This is a genomic window from Collimonas fungivorans (genome assembly GCF_028292705.1).
Classification (GTDB): Bacteria; Pseudomonadota; Gammaproteobacteria; order Burkholderiales; family Burkholderiaceae_D; genus Collimonas; species Collimonas fungivorans_B.
The window spans coordinates 1-12,739 of sequence record NZ_JAQGLV010000311.1 but is presented as its reverse complement, the minus strand read 5'-3'; the positions used below and the strand labels follow the sequence as shown (position 1 = coordinate 12,739).

Annotated in this window: 13 protein-coding genes and 1 pseudogene; 12 read left to right on the top strand and 2 right to left on the bottom strand. The window is 59.0% G+C overall.

Going from position 1 to position 12,739, the window contains the following annotated elements; translation table 11 throughout:
* Positions 1-205: 205 nt before the first annotated feature.
* Both JWQ61_RS17450 and JWQ61_RS17445 read right to left on the bottom strand, forming a co-directional pair.
* Positions 206-448 (bottom strand): accessory factor UbiK family protein, encoded by a 243-nt coding sequence (locus tag JWQ61_RS17450; protein WP_061542544.1) that lies wholly within the window; start codon positions 446-448, stop codon positions 206-208.
* Between the two features lie 110 nt (positions 449-558).
* Complete coding sequence (locus tag JWQ61_RS17445) at positions 559-1,023, bottom strand: GNAT family N-acetyltransferase (protein WP_304361631.1); 465 nt, start codon at positions 1,021-1,023, stop codon at positions 559-561.
* A 499-nt stretch (positions 1,024-1,522) separates the two neighbouring features.
* Between JWQ61_RS17445 and JWQ61_RS17440 the strand changes: the two genes are divergently transcribed.
* The 12 genes and pseudogenes from JWQ61_RS17440 to JWQ61_RS17385 all read left to right on the top strand — a co-directional run.
* Positions 1,523-2,296: a TorF family putative porin gene (locus JWQ61_RS17440; RefSeq protein ID WP_304361630.1), complete on the top strand. Its 774-nt coding sequence runs from the start codon at positions 1,523-1,525 to the stop codon at positions 2,294-2,296.
* Positions 2,297-2,373: 77 nt separating this feature from the next.
* Positions 2,374-2,712 carry a P-II family nitrogen regulator gene (locus tag JWQ61_RS17435; protein WP_014008135.1) on the top strand — a complete coding sequence of 113 codons (339 nt, stop codon included), beginning with the start codon at positions 2,374-2,376 and terminating at the stop codon, positions 2,710-2,712.
* Between the two features lie 13 nt (positions 2,713-2,725).
* A complete protein-coding gene (locus JWQ61_RS17430; protein WP_304361629.1) occupies positions 2,726-4,270 on the top strand; it encodes an ammonium transporter in 1,545 nt (514 codons plus the stop codon).
* Positions 4,271-4,399: 129 nt separating this feature from the next.
* Positions 4,400-4,948 carry a GNAT family N-acetyltransferase gene (locus tag JWQ61_RS17425; protein ID WP_304361628.1) on the top strand — a complete coding sequence of 183 codons (549 nt, stop codon included), beginning with the start codon at positions 4,400-4,402 and terminating at the stop codon, positions 4,946-4,948.
* 315 nt (positions 4,949-5,263) lie between these two features.
* Positions 5,264-6,562, top strand: coding sequence for a glutamate--cysteine ligase (gshA, locus tag JWQ61_RS17420; protein ID WP_014008132.1), 1,299 nt, complete (start codon positions 5,264-5,266; stop codon positions 6,560-6,562).
* Between the two features lie 32 nt (positions 6,563-6,594).
* Positions 6,595-7,533 (top strand): glutathione synthase, encoded by a 939-nt coding sequence (gene gshB / locus JWQ61_RS17415; protein WP_304361627.1) that lies wholly within the window; start codon positions 6,595-6,597, stop codon positions 7,531-7,533.
* A gap of 112 nt (positions 7,534-7,645) precedes the next feature.
* Positions 7,646-8,050 carry a PTS sugar transporter subunit IIA gene (locus JWQ61_RS17410; RefSeq protein WP_120234125.1) on the top strand — a complete coding sequence of 135 codons (405 nt, stop codon included), beginning with the start codon at positions 7,646-7,648 and terminating at the stop codon, positions 8,048-8,050.
* A gap of 56 nt (positions 8,051-8,106) precedes the next feature.
* Positions 8,107-8,376, top strand: a complete 270-nt coding sequence (locus JWQ61_RS17405) for an HPr family phosphocarrier protein (protein WP_041742652.1) — start codon at positions 8,107-8,109, stop codon at positions 8,374-8,376.
* Between the two features lie 142 nt (positions 8,377-8,518).
* On the top strand, positions 8,519-10,273 hold the full coding sequence (gene ptsP / locus JWQ61_RS17400) for a phosphoenolpyruvate--protein phosphotransferase (protein ID WP_304361626.1): 1,755 nt from the start codon (positions 8,519-8,521) through the stop codon (positions 10,271-10,273).
* Positions 10,274-10,508: 235 nt separating this feature from the next.
* The gene (locus JWQ61_RS17395) at positions 10,509-11,687 is read left to right on the top strand and encodes a homoserine O-acetyltransferase (RefSeq protein ID WP_304361625.1); all 1,179 of its coding nucleotides are present in this window, start codon (positions 10,509-10,511) and stop codon (positions 11,685-11,687) included.
* Positions 11,677-12,279 (top strand): methionine biosynthesis protein MetW, encoded by a 603-nt coding sequence (metW, locus tag JWQ61_RS17390; protein WP_014008126.1) that lies wholly within the window; start codon positions 11,677-11,679, stop codon positions 12,277-12,279. The genes JWQ61_RS17395 and metW overlap by 11 nt, the downstream gene beginning before the upstream one ends.
* Positions 12,280-12,356: 77 nt before the next feature.
* Positions 12,357-12,739: pseudogene (locus JWQ61_RS17385) on the top strand (AmpG family muropeptide MFS transporter); the annotation flags it as partial.

The window sequence follows — 12,739 nt, the reverse complement described above, 5'->3', positions numbered from 1 at the left end:
GTGGACTTCAACCGTGACTGCGGGCGCTTGCATGCCTGCCAGCGCCCGGCTTTTTAGCACCGCCAGCGTCACTGGCGCGGTTAGGGAGCCTCGGAAAACCTGCTGCGCGACGCAATCTCAGCACTGCGATGCTCACCGTACTTTCGTACGGTTGCGCTTCTCCTGCTGACCTTGCGCCGCTCGCGACGGTTTTTCGAGGTCCCTGTCATGGGCGTTTCAGTTGCGCCTCAAGCTCGGTAACGCGAGCTTCAAGCGCTTCAAGTTTGGCACGGGTGCTTGCCAGCACCTGGGCTTGTACGTCGAATTCTTCCCGTGTGACCAGGTCCAGCTTGGAGAAACCCTGGCCCAGCATGGCCTTGACGTTTTTCTCGATATCCTTGGCGGGAGAATTTTCGATGGCCTGGTTGATCTTGGCTTGGATGTCGTCAAAAAAGTTGGGTTTGTTCATGATCGGCCCTTCGAGGTAAATAAGAAAAATGATAACCGATACAGGCAAACCCGACATCGGAATTCTGATCCGGCGGGGCGGTTTAAGTCATTACTGCCTTGCTTCTCTCATCAAGTGATTTGCTTTCGGTACTGTACGAAACCGGAACGTTGCGCGATGCGGTCGTACAACTGCATGGCGGTGCTGTTGGTTTCGTGCGTCAGCCAGTGCACGCGGGTGCCGCCGGCAGCTTTGGCTTGCGCATACACATGCTCGATCAGCAGGCGGCCGACGCCGGCGCCGCGCTGTTGCGGCGCGACGTACAGGTCTTGCAGGTAGCAGGAATCTTCCACTGTCCAGCAGGAGCGGTGGAAAATCCAGTGGACCAGGCCGACTGCTTTGCCATCGGCCATCGCCAGCGCGCCGAACGCGGGTTCCTTGGGATCAAGCAGGCGCTGCCAGGTCACCAGGCGCGTAGCTTGCGGGATATCGACTTCATAAAAATCCTGGTAACCCTGCCACTGCGGCTGCCAGGCGGCGAAATCCTGCTCGCTGAGCGGCTTGATCTGGATCGGCGGGCGTGGTGCAGATGTCAAGATGACCTCCTGTGGGAATGCGTTGGGTTAAATGCCGTGAGTGAAAAACAGTGTTTATCGTAGCCCGGCAAGTCGGAATCATCAAAGAGCCAAGATTGATTATATTTATGGGTCCAACGCGAGGATTGCATCACCGCGCCAGTATGTCGGGACCTTCTCAAAAATCTCCGTTCCCGGCTTGCGCTATTGTCCCTGCAACAAGCCTGGACTTGATTTGTAGCCAACTACAGTCTGTCATGTAGTTCTTCATTCTGCATTTTTGCACCAAAACGAAGCTTCTTTAAATACCTGCCTTATTGTGGTGCATTTTCTTGCGGATATTTTTGTGCAAGCACATCCCTTGATTAACAATCAGCAAAAGCAGTGGATAAAACGCCCCACAAGGGGCGCTAGCCATCGAAAAAATGGCAGTCGGCACAGTTGGCATGGGTTCTGCTATGGAAAGTTCGAGGAGTACTGATTTAGCGGTTTTTCATTCAACATACCAACAGGGACATCCATGAAAAAGCTGATTTTAGCCGCAGCAATAGCAGCAAGTTTCTCCGCAGGTCTCGCCCATGCCGAAGACGCCAAGCCGGATAACGAGATCAGTTACAACATTGGCGCGGTCAGCGACTACCGCTTCCGCGGCATCTCGCAAACGCGTCTGGACCCGGCGATACAGGGCGGAGCGGACTACACCAATAACCCGACCGGGCTGTATGCGGGGACCTGGCTGTCCAATATCAAGTGGATCAAGGATGCTGTCGACACCGCCAACACCGGCACCGGCGGCAAGGGTTCGATTGAATGGGACATCTACGCCGGCAAGCGCGGCGAGCTGCCGGGCGGTTTCACATATGACGTGGGCGGCCTGTATTACTACTACCCGACCAACAACTACAGCCAGATCGGCCGCAACGCCAATACCTTCGAACTGTACGGGCAGCTCGGCTACGGTCCGGCCTACTTCAAATACTCGCATGCGCTGACCAACCTGTTCGGCACCGTCGACAGCAAGGGCAGCGCTTACTACGATGCAGGCGCCAATATCGATGTCGGCGCGGGCGTCACGCTGGGACTGCACGTTGGCCACCAGACTGTGGAACACGCCAGCTTTTACAGTTACACCGACTGGAAAATCGGCGCTACCAAGACCTTCGAGCAGCTGGCAGGCGTGACTTTGGGGCTGGCTTATATCGGCACCAATGCCAAGGACAACGCGTATGTCAGCCCGGGCGGCAAGAACCTGGGTCGCGACGGGGTAGTGTTTTCGGTAGCGAAGACCTTCTGATCAACGGCAATTAACCCGCAACTGGACAGCAGCAACGCGGCGCCAGGCGCCGCCCCACAAAACAACACGAGGCCGACATGAAACTGATTACAGCAATCATCAAACCATTCAAGCTCGACGAGGTGCGCGAAGCGCTTTCGGCGATTGGCGTGCAAGGCATTACCGTGACCGAGGTCAAGGGTTTCGGCCGCCAGAAAGGGCATACTGAGCTGTACCGCGGTGCCGAGTACGTGGTCGATTTTTTGCCGAAGACAAAAATCGAAGCGGCGGTGGACGACAGCATCCTGGAGCAGGCGGTGGAAGCGATTGAAAACGCGGCCCGCACCGGCAAGATCGGCGACGGCAAGATTTTTGTATTTGATCTGCAGGAAGTTATTCGTATTCGTACCGGTGAAACCGGCAAAGATGCAATCTAAGGGGATAAAAAATATGAACATCAAAAGTACGTTTGCTACGATTTTGGCGGCTTGCACGCTGATCGCGGCTACTTCCATGTTGCCGGCGTCAGCCGCCGACGAAGCATCAGCAAGTGCTAGCGCAAGCGTAGCAGCCAGCGCCGATGCGCCTGCAGCAGCGGTCGCCGCGCCAGCCGCTTCAGCGCCGGCCGCAGCCGCACCGGCAGCCAGCGCTCCCGCTGCTGCCGCTGCCGCGCCGGCAGCGCCGGTGCCGAACAAGGGCGATACCGCCTGGTTGCTGGTATGTACGGCGTTCGTGATCCTGATGACATTGCCGGGCCTGGGCCTGTTCTACGGCGGCCTGGTGCGCAGCAAGAACATGCTGTCGGTGCTGATGCAGTGTTTCACCGTGTTCTCGCTGATCATCGTGCTGTGGATACTCTACGGCTACAGCATCGCGTTCACCGAAGGCAATGCGTTCTTCGGGGGTTTCAGCCGCCTGTTCTTGCATGGGATGACGCCGGATTCCGCCGCCGCCACGTTCAGCAAAGGCGTTGTGGTGCCTGAGTTTGCGTACGTAGTGTTCCAAGGCGCGTTTGCCGCGATTACCTGCGCCCTGATCATCGGTGCTTTCGCCGAGCGCGCCAAGTTCTCCGCGATCCTGGTGTTCACTGTCTTGTGGTTCACTTTCGCCTATCTGCCGATGGCGCATATGGTCTGGTTCTGGCCTGGTCCGGATGGCTTCACCGATGCTGCCGCTGCAGAAAAACTGACTGCTACCGGCGGCTGGCTGTTCCAGAAAGGCGCGCTTGATTTCGCCGGCGGCACCGTGGTGCATATCAATGCCGCTATCGCCGGCCTGGTCGGTTCGTACGTGATCGGCAAGCGTGTCGGTTTCGGCAAGGAAGCGTTCAAGCCGCACAGCCTGACCCTGACCATGGTCGGCGCCTCGCTGCTGTGGTTCGGCTGGTTCGGTTTCAACGCCGGCTCCGCGCTGGAAGCCAACGGCAGCGCCGCACTGGCTTTCATCAATACCTTGCTGGCGACTGCCGCTGCGGTATTGAGCTGGAGCGCCGGTGAATGGATCGGCAAGGGCAAGCCTTCGATGCTGGGCGGCGCTTCGGGTGCTGTCGCAGGCCTGGTGGCGATTACGCCTGCTGCCGGTTTTGTCGGCCCGATGGGTGCGCTGATCATGGGCTTGCTGGCAGGTTTCATCTGCCTGTGGGGTGTCACCGGCCTGAAACGCTTGCTGGGTGCGGACGATGCGCTGGACGTGTTCGGCGTGCATGGCGTCGGCGGTATCCTGGGTGCTTTGCTGACCGGCGTGTTCGCTGCGCCTAGCCTGGGCGGCACCGGCATCTATGACTACGTCGCCAATGCAGTCACGCCAGACTATTCGATCCCCGGCCAGCTGTGGATCCAGTTTGAAGGCGTACTGACCACCCTGGTCTGGTCGGGCGTGGTTTCGCTGATCGCATTCAAGCTGGTCGACATCGTCATGGGCTTGCGTGTGACCGAAGAAGAAGAACGCGAAGGCCTGGATATCTCCAGTCATGGCGAATCTGCGTATCACGATTAAGCACGATTAAGTCTTGCCTGAGCGTGCCGGATAGCTGCAGCATTGGCTATCCGGCGCGATGTTAGATGTAATCCCAGGCATGCCCTGGGATTTTGTTTTTTTGCCGTAGCCGTTTCAGGAGATTTCAGCTTGGACCCGACCATCACCCCGCAACGCCTGACCGCATGCACGGTTGAAGACGTCAAGGCGAACCAGTTCGATCAGGTGGTGGGCCCGCTCACTGATATCCTGATGGCTTGCGTGGAGCAGGGCGCCAGCATCGGATTCCTGGAAACGCCGAATGCCGAAGATGCCTTCTCATTCTGGTACGGCGTCAGCGGCTCGCTGGTGAGCGGCGGCCGGCGTTTGCTGGTGGCGCGTTTTGCCGGCCAGATCGTCGGCACCGTACAGCTGGTGCTGGCGGCGCCGGCCAACGGCCGTCACCGCGCCGAGATTTCCAAGCTGCTGGTGCACCCCGACGTGCGGCGCAAAGGCGTCGCACGCTTACTGATGCAACAGACCGAAGCGATTGCGCGCGCCGACGGCCGCTCCCTGCTGTTCCTGGAGACGCGCACCGGCGATGCGGCGGAATCCTTGTACAACACGCTGGGATTTGAACTGGCAGGCATCGTTCCCGCCTATGCCCGTTCGACCACGGGCAAGCTGAGCGACAGCAGCTTCATGTACAAACGGATCTGATACTTGGGGGAGCAAGGCCGGTGCGGCCGGATCCGATGATAATATGATATGTTTTGCAAGCGCCCGACGGCGCTTTTTTTGTTTTTCCGGGACTTTAAAAATCCGTGACCGGCCCGATGTAAACTTGGCTCATGGACGCGCTTGCCGGAGCATCGCCGTGGAGGGCATCCCGGCGGTTTCTCACCGGTTAAGCGGCGAAATAATGCATTTCCCGTTAGAATCTGCGTCTCTTGCCTGTCATGGAAGTCCTGAAAGACATTTCTGCCACAGGCAATTGCGCAAGTTTGCTGCATAGTTCCCAAAAGAAAGTTTTATATGGTTCCCCACCTTGTCACCGCCCTGAACGGCCCTTTGCTCGATCTGGAAAAGAAAATCCTCGCAGCCACGCCGGCTATCGAGCGCTGGTTCCGGATGGAATGGCAAGAGCACACGCCGCCGTTCTATTGCTCGGTCGACCTGCGCAATTCTGGCTACAAGCTGGCCCCGGTGGACACCAACCTGTTTCCGGGCGGATTCAGCAATCTTTCACCCGAAATGTTGCCGCTGGCGATACAGGCGGCCATGGCTGCCATCGAAAAGTATTGTCCGGACGCCAAAAACCTGCTGCTGCTGCCGGAACTGAACACACGCAATACTTTCTATTTGCAGAACGTAGCGCGCCTGATGCAGATTTTCCGCCAGACCGGGTTGCATGTACGGCTGGGCACGCTCGATGAAAGCGTGAAAGAATCGCAAACGATCGAATTGCCGGACGGCAGCACCATCACGCTGGAGCCGCTGGAGCGCTCCGCCAACGGCCGCCGCCTGGGTTTGAAGAATTTTGACCCTTGCACCATCTTGCTCAATAACGATCTGTCTTCCGGCACGCCGTCGATACTGGAGCACCTGAACGAGCAGAATGTGTTGCCGCCGCTGCACGCCGGCTGGACCGTGCGCCGCAAGAGCAACCATTTCACGGCGTACGATGAGGTGGTCAAGAAATTCTCGAAGCTGGTGGATGTCGATCCGTGGATGCTGAATCCGTTCTTCGCCAAGGTCGACCAGGTCGATTTCCAGGCGGTGGACGGCGACGACAAGCTGGCCGCCAGCGTCAGCTCGCTGCTGGCCAAGATCCGCAAGAAATACAAGGAATACGGGATCACCGAAAAACCGTTCGTGATCGTCAAGGCCGACGCCGGCACTGACGGCATGGGCGTGATGAGCGTGACCGACGTCAGCCAGATCAAGGACCTGAGCCGCAAGCAGCGCGAGAAGCTGTCGCTGGGCAAGGCCGGCGGCGAAATCCACGACCTGATCATCCAGGAAGGCGTGCATACTTTCGAGCATATCAACGACGCGGTGGCGGAACCGGTGGTGTACATGATAGACCGTTATGTGGTCGGCGGTTTCTACCGGGTGCATGCCGAGCGCGGCATCAACGAAAACCTGAACGCGCCGGGCGCCCATTTCGTGCCGCTGGCCTTTGCCCAGCAGCACGCGCTGCCCGATATGCTGGCCAAACCCGGCACTACCGCGCCGAACCGCTTCTATATGTATGGCGTGGTAGCGCGCCTCGGTTTGCTGGCGGCTTCGCTGGAAATGGAAAAGACCGATCCGAATCCGGAAGAATATTAATGCGCTGTCCTGACAACCATAGGGCCTGAAAAATGAAAATTGCTTTCCTTGCCGATCCGCTCGATACCTTCAAGACGTATAAGGATTCGACTTACGCCATGATGGTGGAAGCCGTCAAGCGCGGCCATACCATCTATGCGTTCGAGCAAAAGGACATGGCGCTGGAAAGCGGGGTCGTTACCGCCAACGTGATCCGGGTCAGCCTGACCGGGGACGACAAGGACTGGTACCGGGCCAGTGCGCCGTCGGCCATGTTCCTGTCGGAGTTCGATGCGATCCTGCTGCGCAAGGATCCGCCTTTCGACATGGAATACATCTACACCACCTATCTGCTGGAATTGGCGGAAACACAAGGTGCGCGGGTATTCAACAAACCGCAGGCGATCCGCGACCACAATGAAAAGCTGGCGATTGCCCAATTCTCCAAATACACCTCGCCGACCCTGGTGACGCGCGATGCGGTCCGCTTGCGCGCCTTCCACGCGGAACACCAGGACGTGATCCTGAAGCCGCTCGACGGCATGGGCGGCGCCGGCATTTTCCGGGTGCGGCAGGATGGCTTGAACCTGGGCTCGATCATCGAAACCCTGACCGACAACGGCCACCGCACCATCATGATCCAGCGTTTCATCCCGGAAATAGTCGCTGGCGACAAGCGCGTACTGGTAATTGGCGGTAAAGTCGTGCCCTATTCGCTGGCGCGGATCCCCCAAGGCAGCGAAGTGCGCGGCAACCTGGCGGCCGGCGGCATCGGCGTCGCCCAGCCGCTGACGGCGCGCGACCGCGAAATCGGCGAAGCACTTGGGCCGGTGTTATCACAGCGCGGCCTGTTACTGGTAGGATTAGACGTGATTGGCGATTATCTGACCGAAGTCAACGTCACCAGCCCAACTTGCTTTCAGGAAATTAAACAGCAGGCCGGTTTTGATGTTGCCGAGATGTTTATCGATGCGCTGGAAGCAGCGCTGTAACTTATTTTGTTGTCTTGGTCACTGGCAGCCAAAGCTGCAGACCAGGACGGTCGTTGCTGTAAAACCGTTGTAAACCGGGACGAATCCGCAAGCCGGATTTGAAATTGAAACTATGATTGGCATTCTCCTTTTAACCCACGCCCCTCTGGGCCAGGCATTCATCGCAGCTGCCTCTCACGTGTTTCGCCAGATGCCGGAGCGGCTCGAAGCAATCGATGTGGTCGCCGACCAGAATCCTGTCGAAGTGCAGAAACTGGCCAAGCAGGCCGCGGCGCGCCTGGACGATGGTTCGGGGGTGCTGGTGATTACCGACGTCATGGGCGGTACGCCATCCAATTGCACGCTGCCGTTTTGCACCGGCAACCAGACCCAGGTGATTGCCGGCATCAGCCTGCCGATGCTGCTGCGCGCCTTGACCTATCGCAACGATACCCTCGACGTGGTGACTGAAATGGCGCTGGCGGGCGGCCAGGGCGGGGCGGTCAGGGTCGATAACCGGGTACGCGTGGCGCATTAAGTGTTTGTCTGTCAGGGCCGGGTCTTTCAATAAATCCAATATTAGATAAAAGACAAATGATTCAACAAGAAATCGAAATCATCAATAAACTCGGCTTGCACGCTCGCGCGTCAGCCAAATTTACGCAACTGGCAAGCAAATTCAAAAGTGAAGTCTGGATGACCCGCAACAAGCGCCGCGTCAACGCCAAGTCGATCATGGGCGTGATGATGCTGGCAGCCGGCAAGGGCAGCACGATATTGCTGGAAGCCGAGGGCGAAGACGAGAAGACCTGCTTTGATGCCTTATATCAGTTGATTCAAGACAAGTTCGGCGAGGGGGAATGATCCTGATTTGTGACCGTACACGCCGAGACGCGTGTCCGGACACTGCCCAATTATTTTTTGTAATTTAAGCGTTTTATCTAGTCAGTTGGGAACAGGGTAGCCGTTGGACTCTGCCCCACAATGTATAAAATTGGGCGACCAGATGGCATCCTTCACCTTACATGGCATTCCGGTTTCACGCGGCATCGCGATCGGCCGCGCCCATCTGCTGGCGCCGGCGGCGATGGATGTCAAACACTACCTGATCGGCGAAACCGAGATCGAAGCCGAAGTCCAGCGCCTGCAGAACGCCGTCACCAAGGTGCGCACTGAGCTGCAGACCATACGCGCCGACCTGCCGAAAGAATCGCCGCCCGAGCTGGGCGCCTTTGTCGACGTCCACCTGCTGATCCTGTCGGACCCGATGCTGGCCGAGATGTCGCTCGATATCATCCGCAACCGTCAATATAACGCCGAGTGGGCGCTGGTGACCCAGATCGACGAGCTGTCGGCGCAATTCGACGAAATCGAAGACACCTACCTGCGCGAGCGCAAGATGGACGTGCTGCAGGTCGGTGAACGCCTGCTGAAAGTGCTGACCGGCACTTCCACCCGGTTGCCGGAAGTCGACAGCGACGGCGCTTCGTTCGCCAATATCGTGGTGGTGGCCTACGACATTTCCCCGGCCGACATGCTGCAATTCCGCGACCGCGCCTTCGCCGGTTTCGTCACCGACCTCGGCGGCCAGAACTCGCATACCGCGATCGTGGCGCGCAGCCTGGATATCCCGGCCGCGGTCGGCATGAACAACGCTTCGCGCCTGATCAAGCAGGATGACTGGATCATCATTGACGGCGATGCCGGCGTCGTGATTGTCGATCCTGCAACAGTGATACTCAAACAATATCGCGAACGGCAGGTGCACCTGCTGCGTTCGCGCCGGAAACTCGGCAAGATCAAGAAGACTCGCTCGGTGACCCTGGACGGCACTGAAATCAGCCTGCTGGCCAACATCGAGCTGCCCAGCGATTGCGCAGCGGCGATGGATGCCGGCGCCAGCGGCGTCGGCCTGTTCCGTTCGGAATTCCTGTTCATGGGCCGCATCGGCCCCCAGCATGAGCTGCCGACCGAGGATGAACAGTTCGAATCCTACCGCCAGGCAGTGATGGCGATGAAGGGCCGGCCGGTGACCATCCGCACGCTCGATGTCGGCGCCGACAAGCCGATCAATACCGAGGAGCAGACCGCGCTCAACCCGGCGCTGGGCTTGCGTGCGATCCGTTACTGCCTGGCCGAGCCGCAGCTGTTCCTGACGCAGTTGCGGGCAATCTTGCGCGCTTCGGCCTTCGGCAAGGTCAAGCTGCTGATCCCGATGCTGGCGCACGCGTTCGAGATCGACCAGACCCTGGCCATGATCGGACAGGCCAAGCAGCAGCTGCGCGATGAAGGCGTCGCCTTCGACGAATCGATCCAGACCGGCGCCATGATAGAAATCCCGGCGGCGGCGCTGGCCCTGCCGATGTTTATCAAGCGCATGGATTTCCTGTCGATCGGCACCAACGACCTGATCCAATACACGCTGGCGATCGACCGCGTCGACCACGAAGTGGCGCATTTGTACAATCCGCTGCATCCGGCGGTGCTGTTCCTGCTGTCGACCGTGATTGCGCTGGGCCGCAAGGCCGGCATTCCGGTCTCGGTATGCGGCGAAATGGCGGGCGACGTCAAATTCACGCGTTTGCTGCTGGGCATGGGGCTGCTGGAGTTTTCCATGCATCCGGCGCAGCTGCTGGCGGTGAAGCAGGAAGTGCTGAACAGCGACCTGGACGAACTGACGCTGCAAACCCGGAAAATCCTGCGCAATACCGAGCCGAGCGCAATCGCCGCGGCTGTCAGCCAGATGCGCATGACCGCCTGATATATATAGTTATACAGTTCCGGTTTGACGCCAGGCCCCGACTTGGTTATTCTTGAGCTATCGCGCCGATTTGAATGGTCTCACCACCTCAGCTTGCGGGCGCGCGGCAGCATCCGGTCCCAGGGCCAGGCGCTGCCAAATAAATACGGCTAAAGCGAGCTTGAAGTACAAGCCCAGAATTTAGCCCGATTAGCGAAAGCTCTCGGGCTTTTTTTATTGTTATTAGGTCCTTACCATGTCCCTCGGAATAGTTGCCCCGCAGTCCATGCATTTCGCGACGCCGCTGCAGCTGCAAAGCGGCGCGCTGCTGGCGGATTACACGCTGGTGTACGAAACCTACGGCAGCCTCAACGCCGACAAGTCGAATGCGGTGCTGGTCTGCCACGCCCTGAATGCCTCGCACCACGTCGCCGGCGTGTACCAGGACGATGAAAAGAATGTCGGCTGGTGGGACAACATGGTGGGGCCGGGCAAGGCGCTCGACACCAACAAGTTCTTCGTCATCGGCGTCAACAACCTCGGTTCCTGTTTCGGCTCGACCGGCCCCATGCACATCAACGCCGCCACCGGCAAACCGTATGGCGCGGACTTCCCGGTCGTGACCGTGGAAGACTGGGTGCAAGCGCAGGCGCGCCTGGCCGATGCGCTCGGCATCGCCCAGTTCGCCGCCGTCATGGGCGGTTCGCTGGGCGGCATGCAGGCGCTGGCCTGGAGCCTGTTGTATCCGGCCCGCCTGCGCCATTGCGTGGTGATCGCCTCGACGCCCAAGCTGTCGGCGCAAAACATCGCGTTCAACGACGTCGCGCGCCAGGCCATCCTGACCGACCCCGGTTTCCATGGCGGCGACTATTACGCCCATGGCGTGGTGCCGAAGAACGGCTTGCGGGTGGCGCGCATGGTGGGCCACATCACTTATCTGTCGGACGACGACATGGCCGAGAAATTTGGCCGCGACCTGCGTTCCGGCGCCTACCAGTTCGGTTTCGGCATCGATTTCGAAATCGAATCCTACCTGCGCTATCAGGGCGACAAATTCTCCGAATACTTTGACGCCAATACCTACCTGCTGATCACCAAGGCCCTCGATTATTTCGACCCGGCCAAGGAATACGACGGCGACCTGACCCGCGCCCTGAGCAAGACCCAGGCGCAATTCCTGCTGGTCTCGTTCATGACCGACTGGCGTTTTTCGCCGGAACGCAGCCGTGAAATGGTGCAGGCGCTGGTCAACAACAAGCGCCGCGTCAGTTATGCCGAGATCGATGCGCCGCACGGCCACGACGCCTTTTTGCTGGACGATCCGCGCTACATGAGCGTGGTGGGGGAATATTACAACCGCATCTGGCAGGAGCTGGAACAGCCGGCGGCATCGACAGCAGTGACTGAAGCGGCAGGAGCAGTGCATGAATTTTGATCAATTAAGCAGCTTGCGGCCCGACCTGGCCTTTATCGCGCACTGGGTGCGCGGCGAGTCGCAGGTGCTTGACCTGGGTTGCGGCGACGGCGTCATGCTCGATTACCTGCAGTCCGACAAGCAATGCGCCGGCTACGGTGTGGAAATCGACGATAGCAAGATCCCGGTCTGCGTGGCGCGCGGCGTTTCGGTGATCCAGCAGGACATGGAAGCCGGGCTGACGCTGTTTGCCGACAACGCCTTCGACACCGTGCTGTGCCTGTCGGCCCTGCAAATGATGAAAAATGTTGAAGGAGTATTACGTGACATCGCCCGGGTCGGGCGCGAAGCGATCGTTTCTTTCCCCAATTTTGCCTACTGGCCGCACCGGGTAGCGCTGCTGCGTGGCCGCATGCCGGTGTCCAAGTCGCTGCCGTACGAATGGTACGACACGCCCAACCTGCGCTGCGCCACCATCAAGGATTTTGAAGAGCTGGCCAATGAAGTCGGCCTGGAAGTGCTCGAATGCGTCGCCCTGCACGATGGCCAGCCGATATCGGTGCTGCCAAACTGGCGTGGTAGTCTTGCGGTATTCCGTTTCCGAAAAAAATAAGGAAGCTGGCGCCAGCTTACAACCTGCGGTTGCAGCCTGGCGCCGGATCCTAAACTCCCGCCGCCGCGGGCGCATCCATGACATCAGATTCAAATCCCTGGCACCACTATCTCAACCGGCGCATGCTGATCTGCGCCTTCCTTGGCTTCAGTTCCGGCCTGCCGCTGTTTATCCTGCTCAGCCTGCTGCAAGCATGGCTGAGCAAATCCGGCCTGGATGTCAAGGCGCTCGGCCTGTTTGCGCTGGTGATGTTTCCCTACACCTGGAAATTCCTGTGGTCGCCGTTGATGGACCGCTTTCATTTCGGCAAGCTGGGCCGCAGGCGCAGCTGGATGATGCTGACCCAGGCCAGCCTGTTTGTCGCTATCGGCGGCATGGGCATGCTAAATCCGCACACCCAGGTGGCGACGATTGCCTTCATGGCGTCGCTGGTGGCCTTCCTGTCGGCCAGCCAGGACAT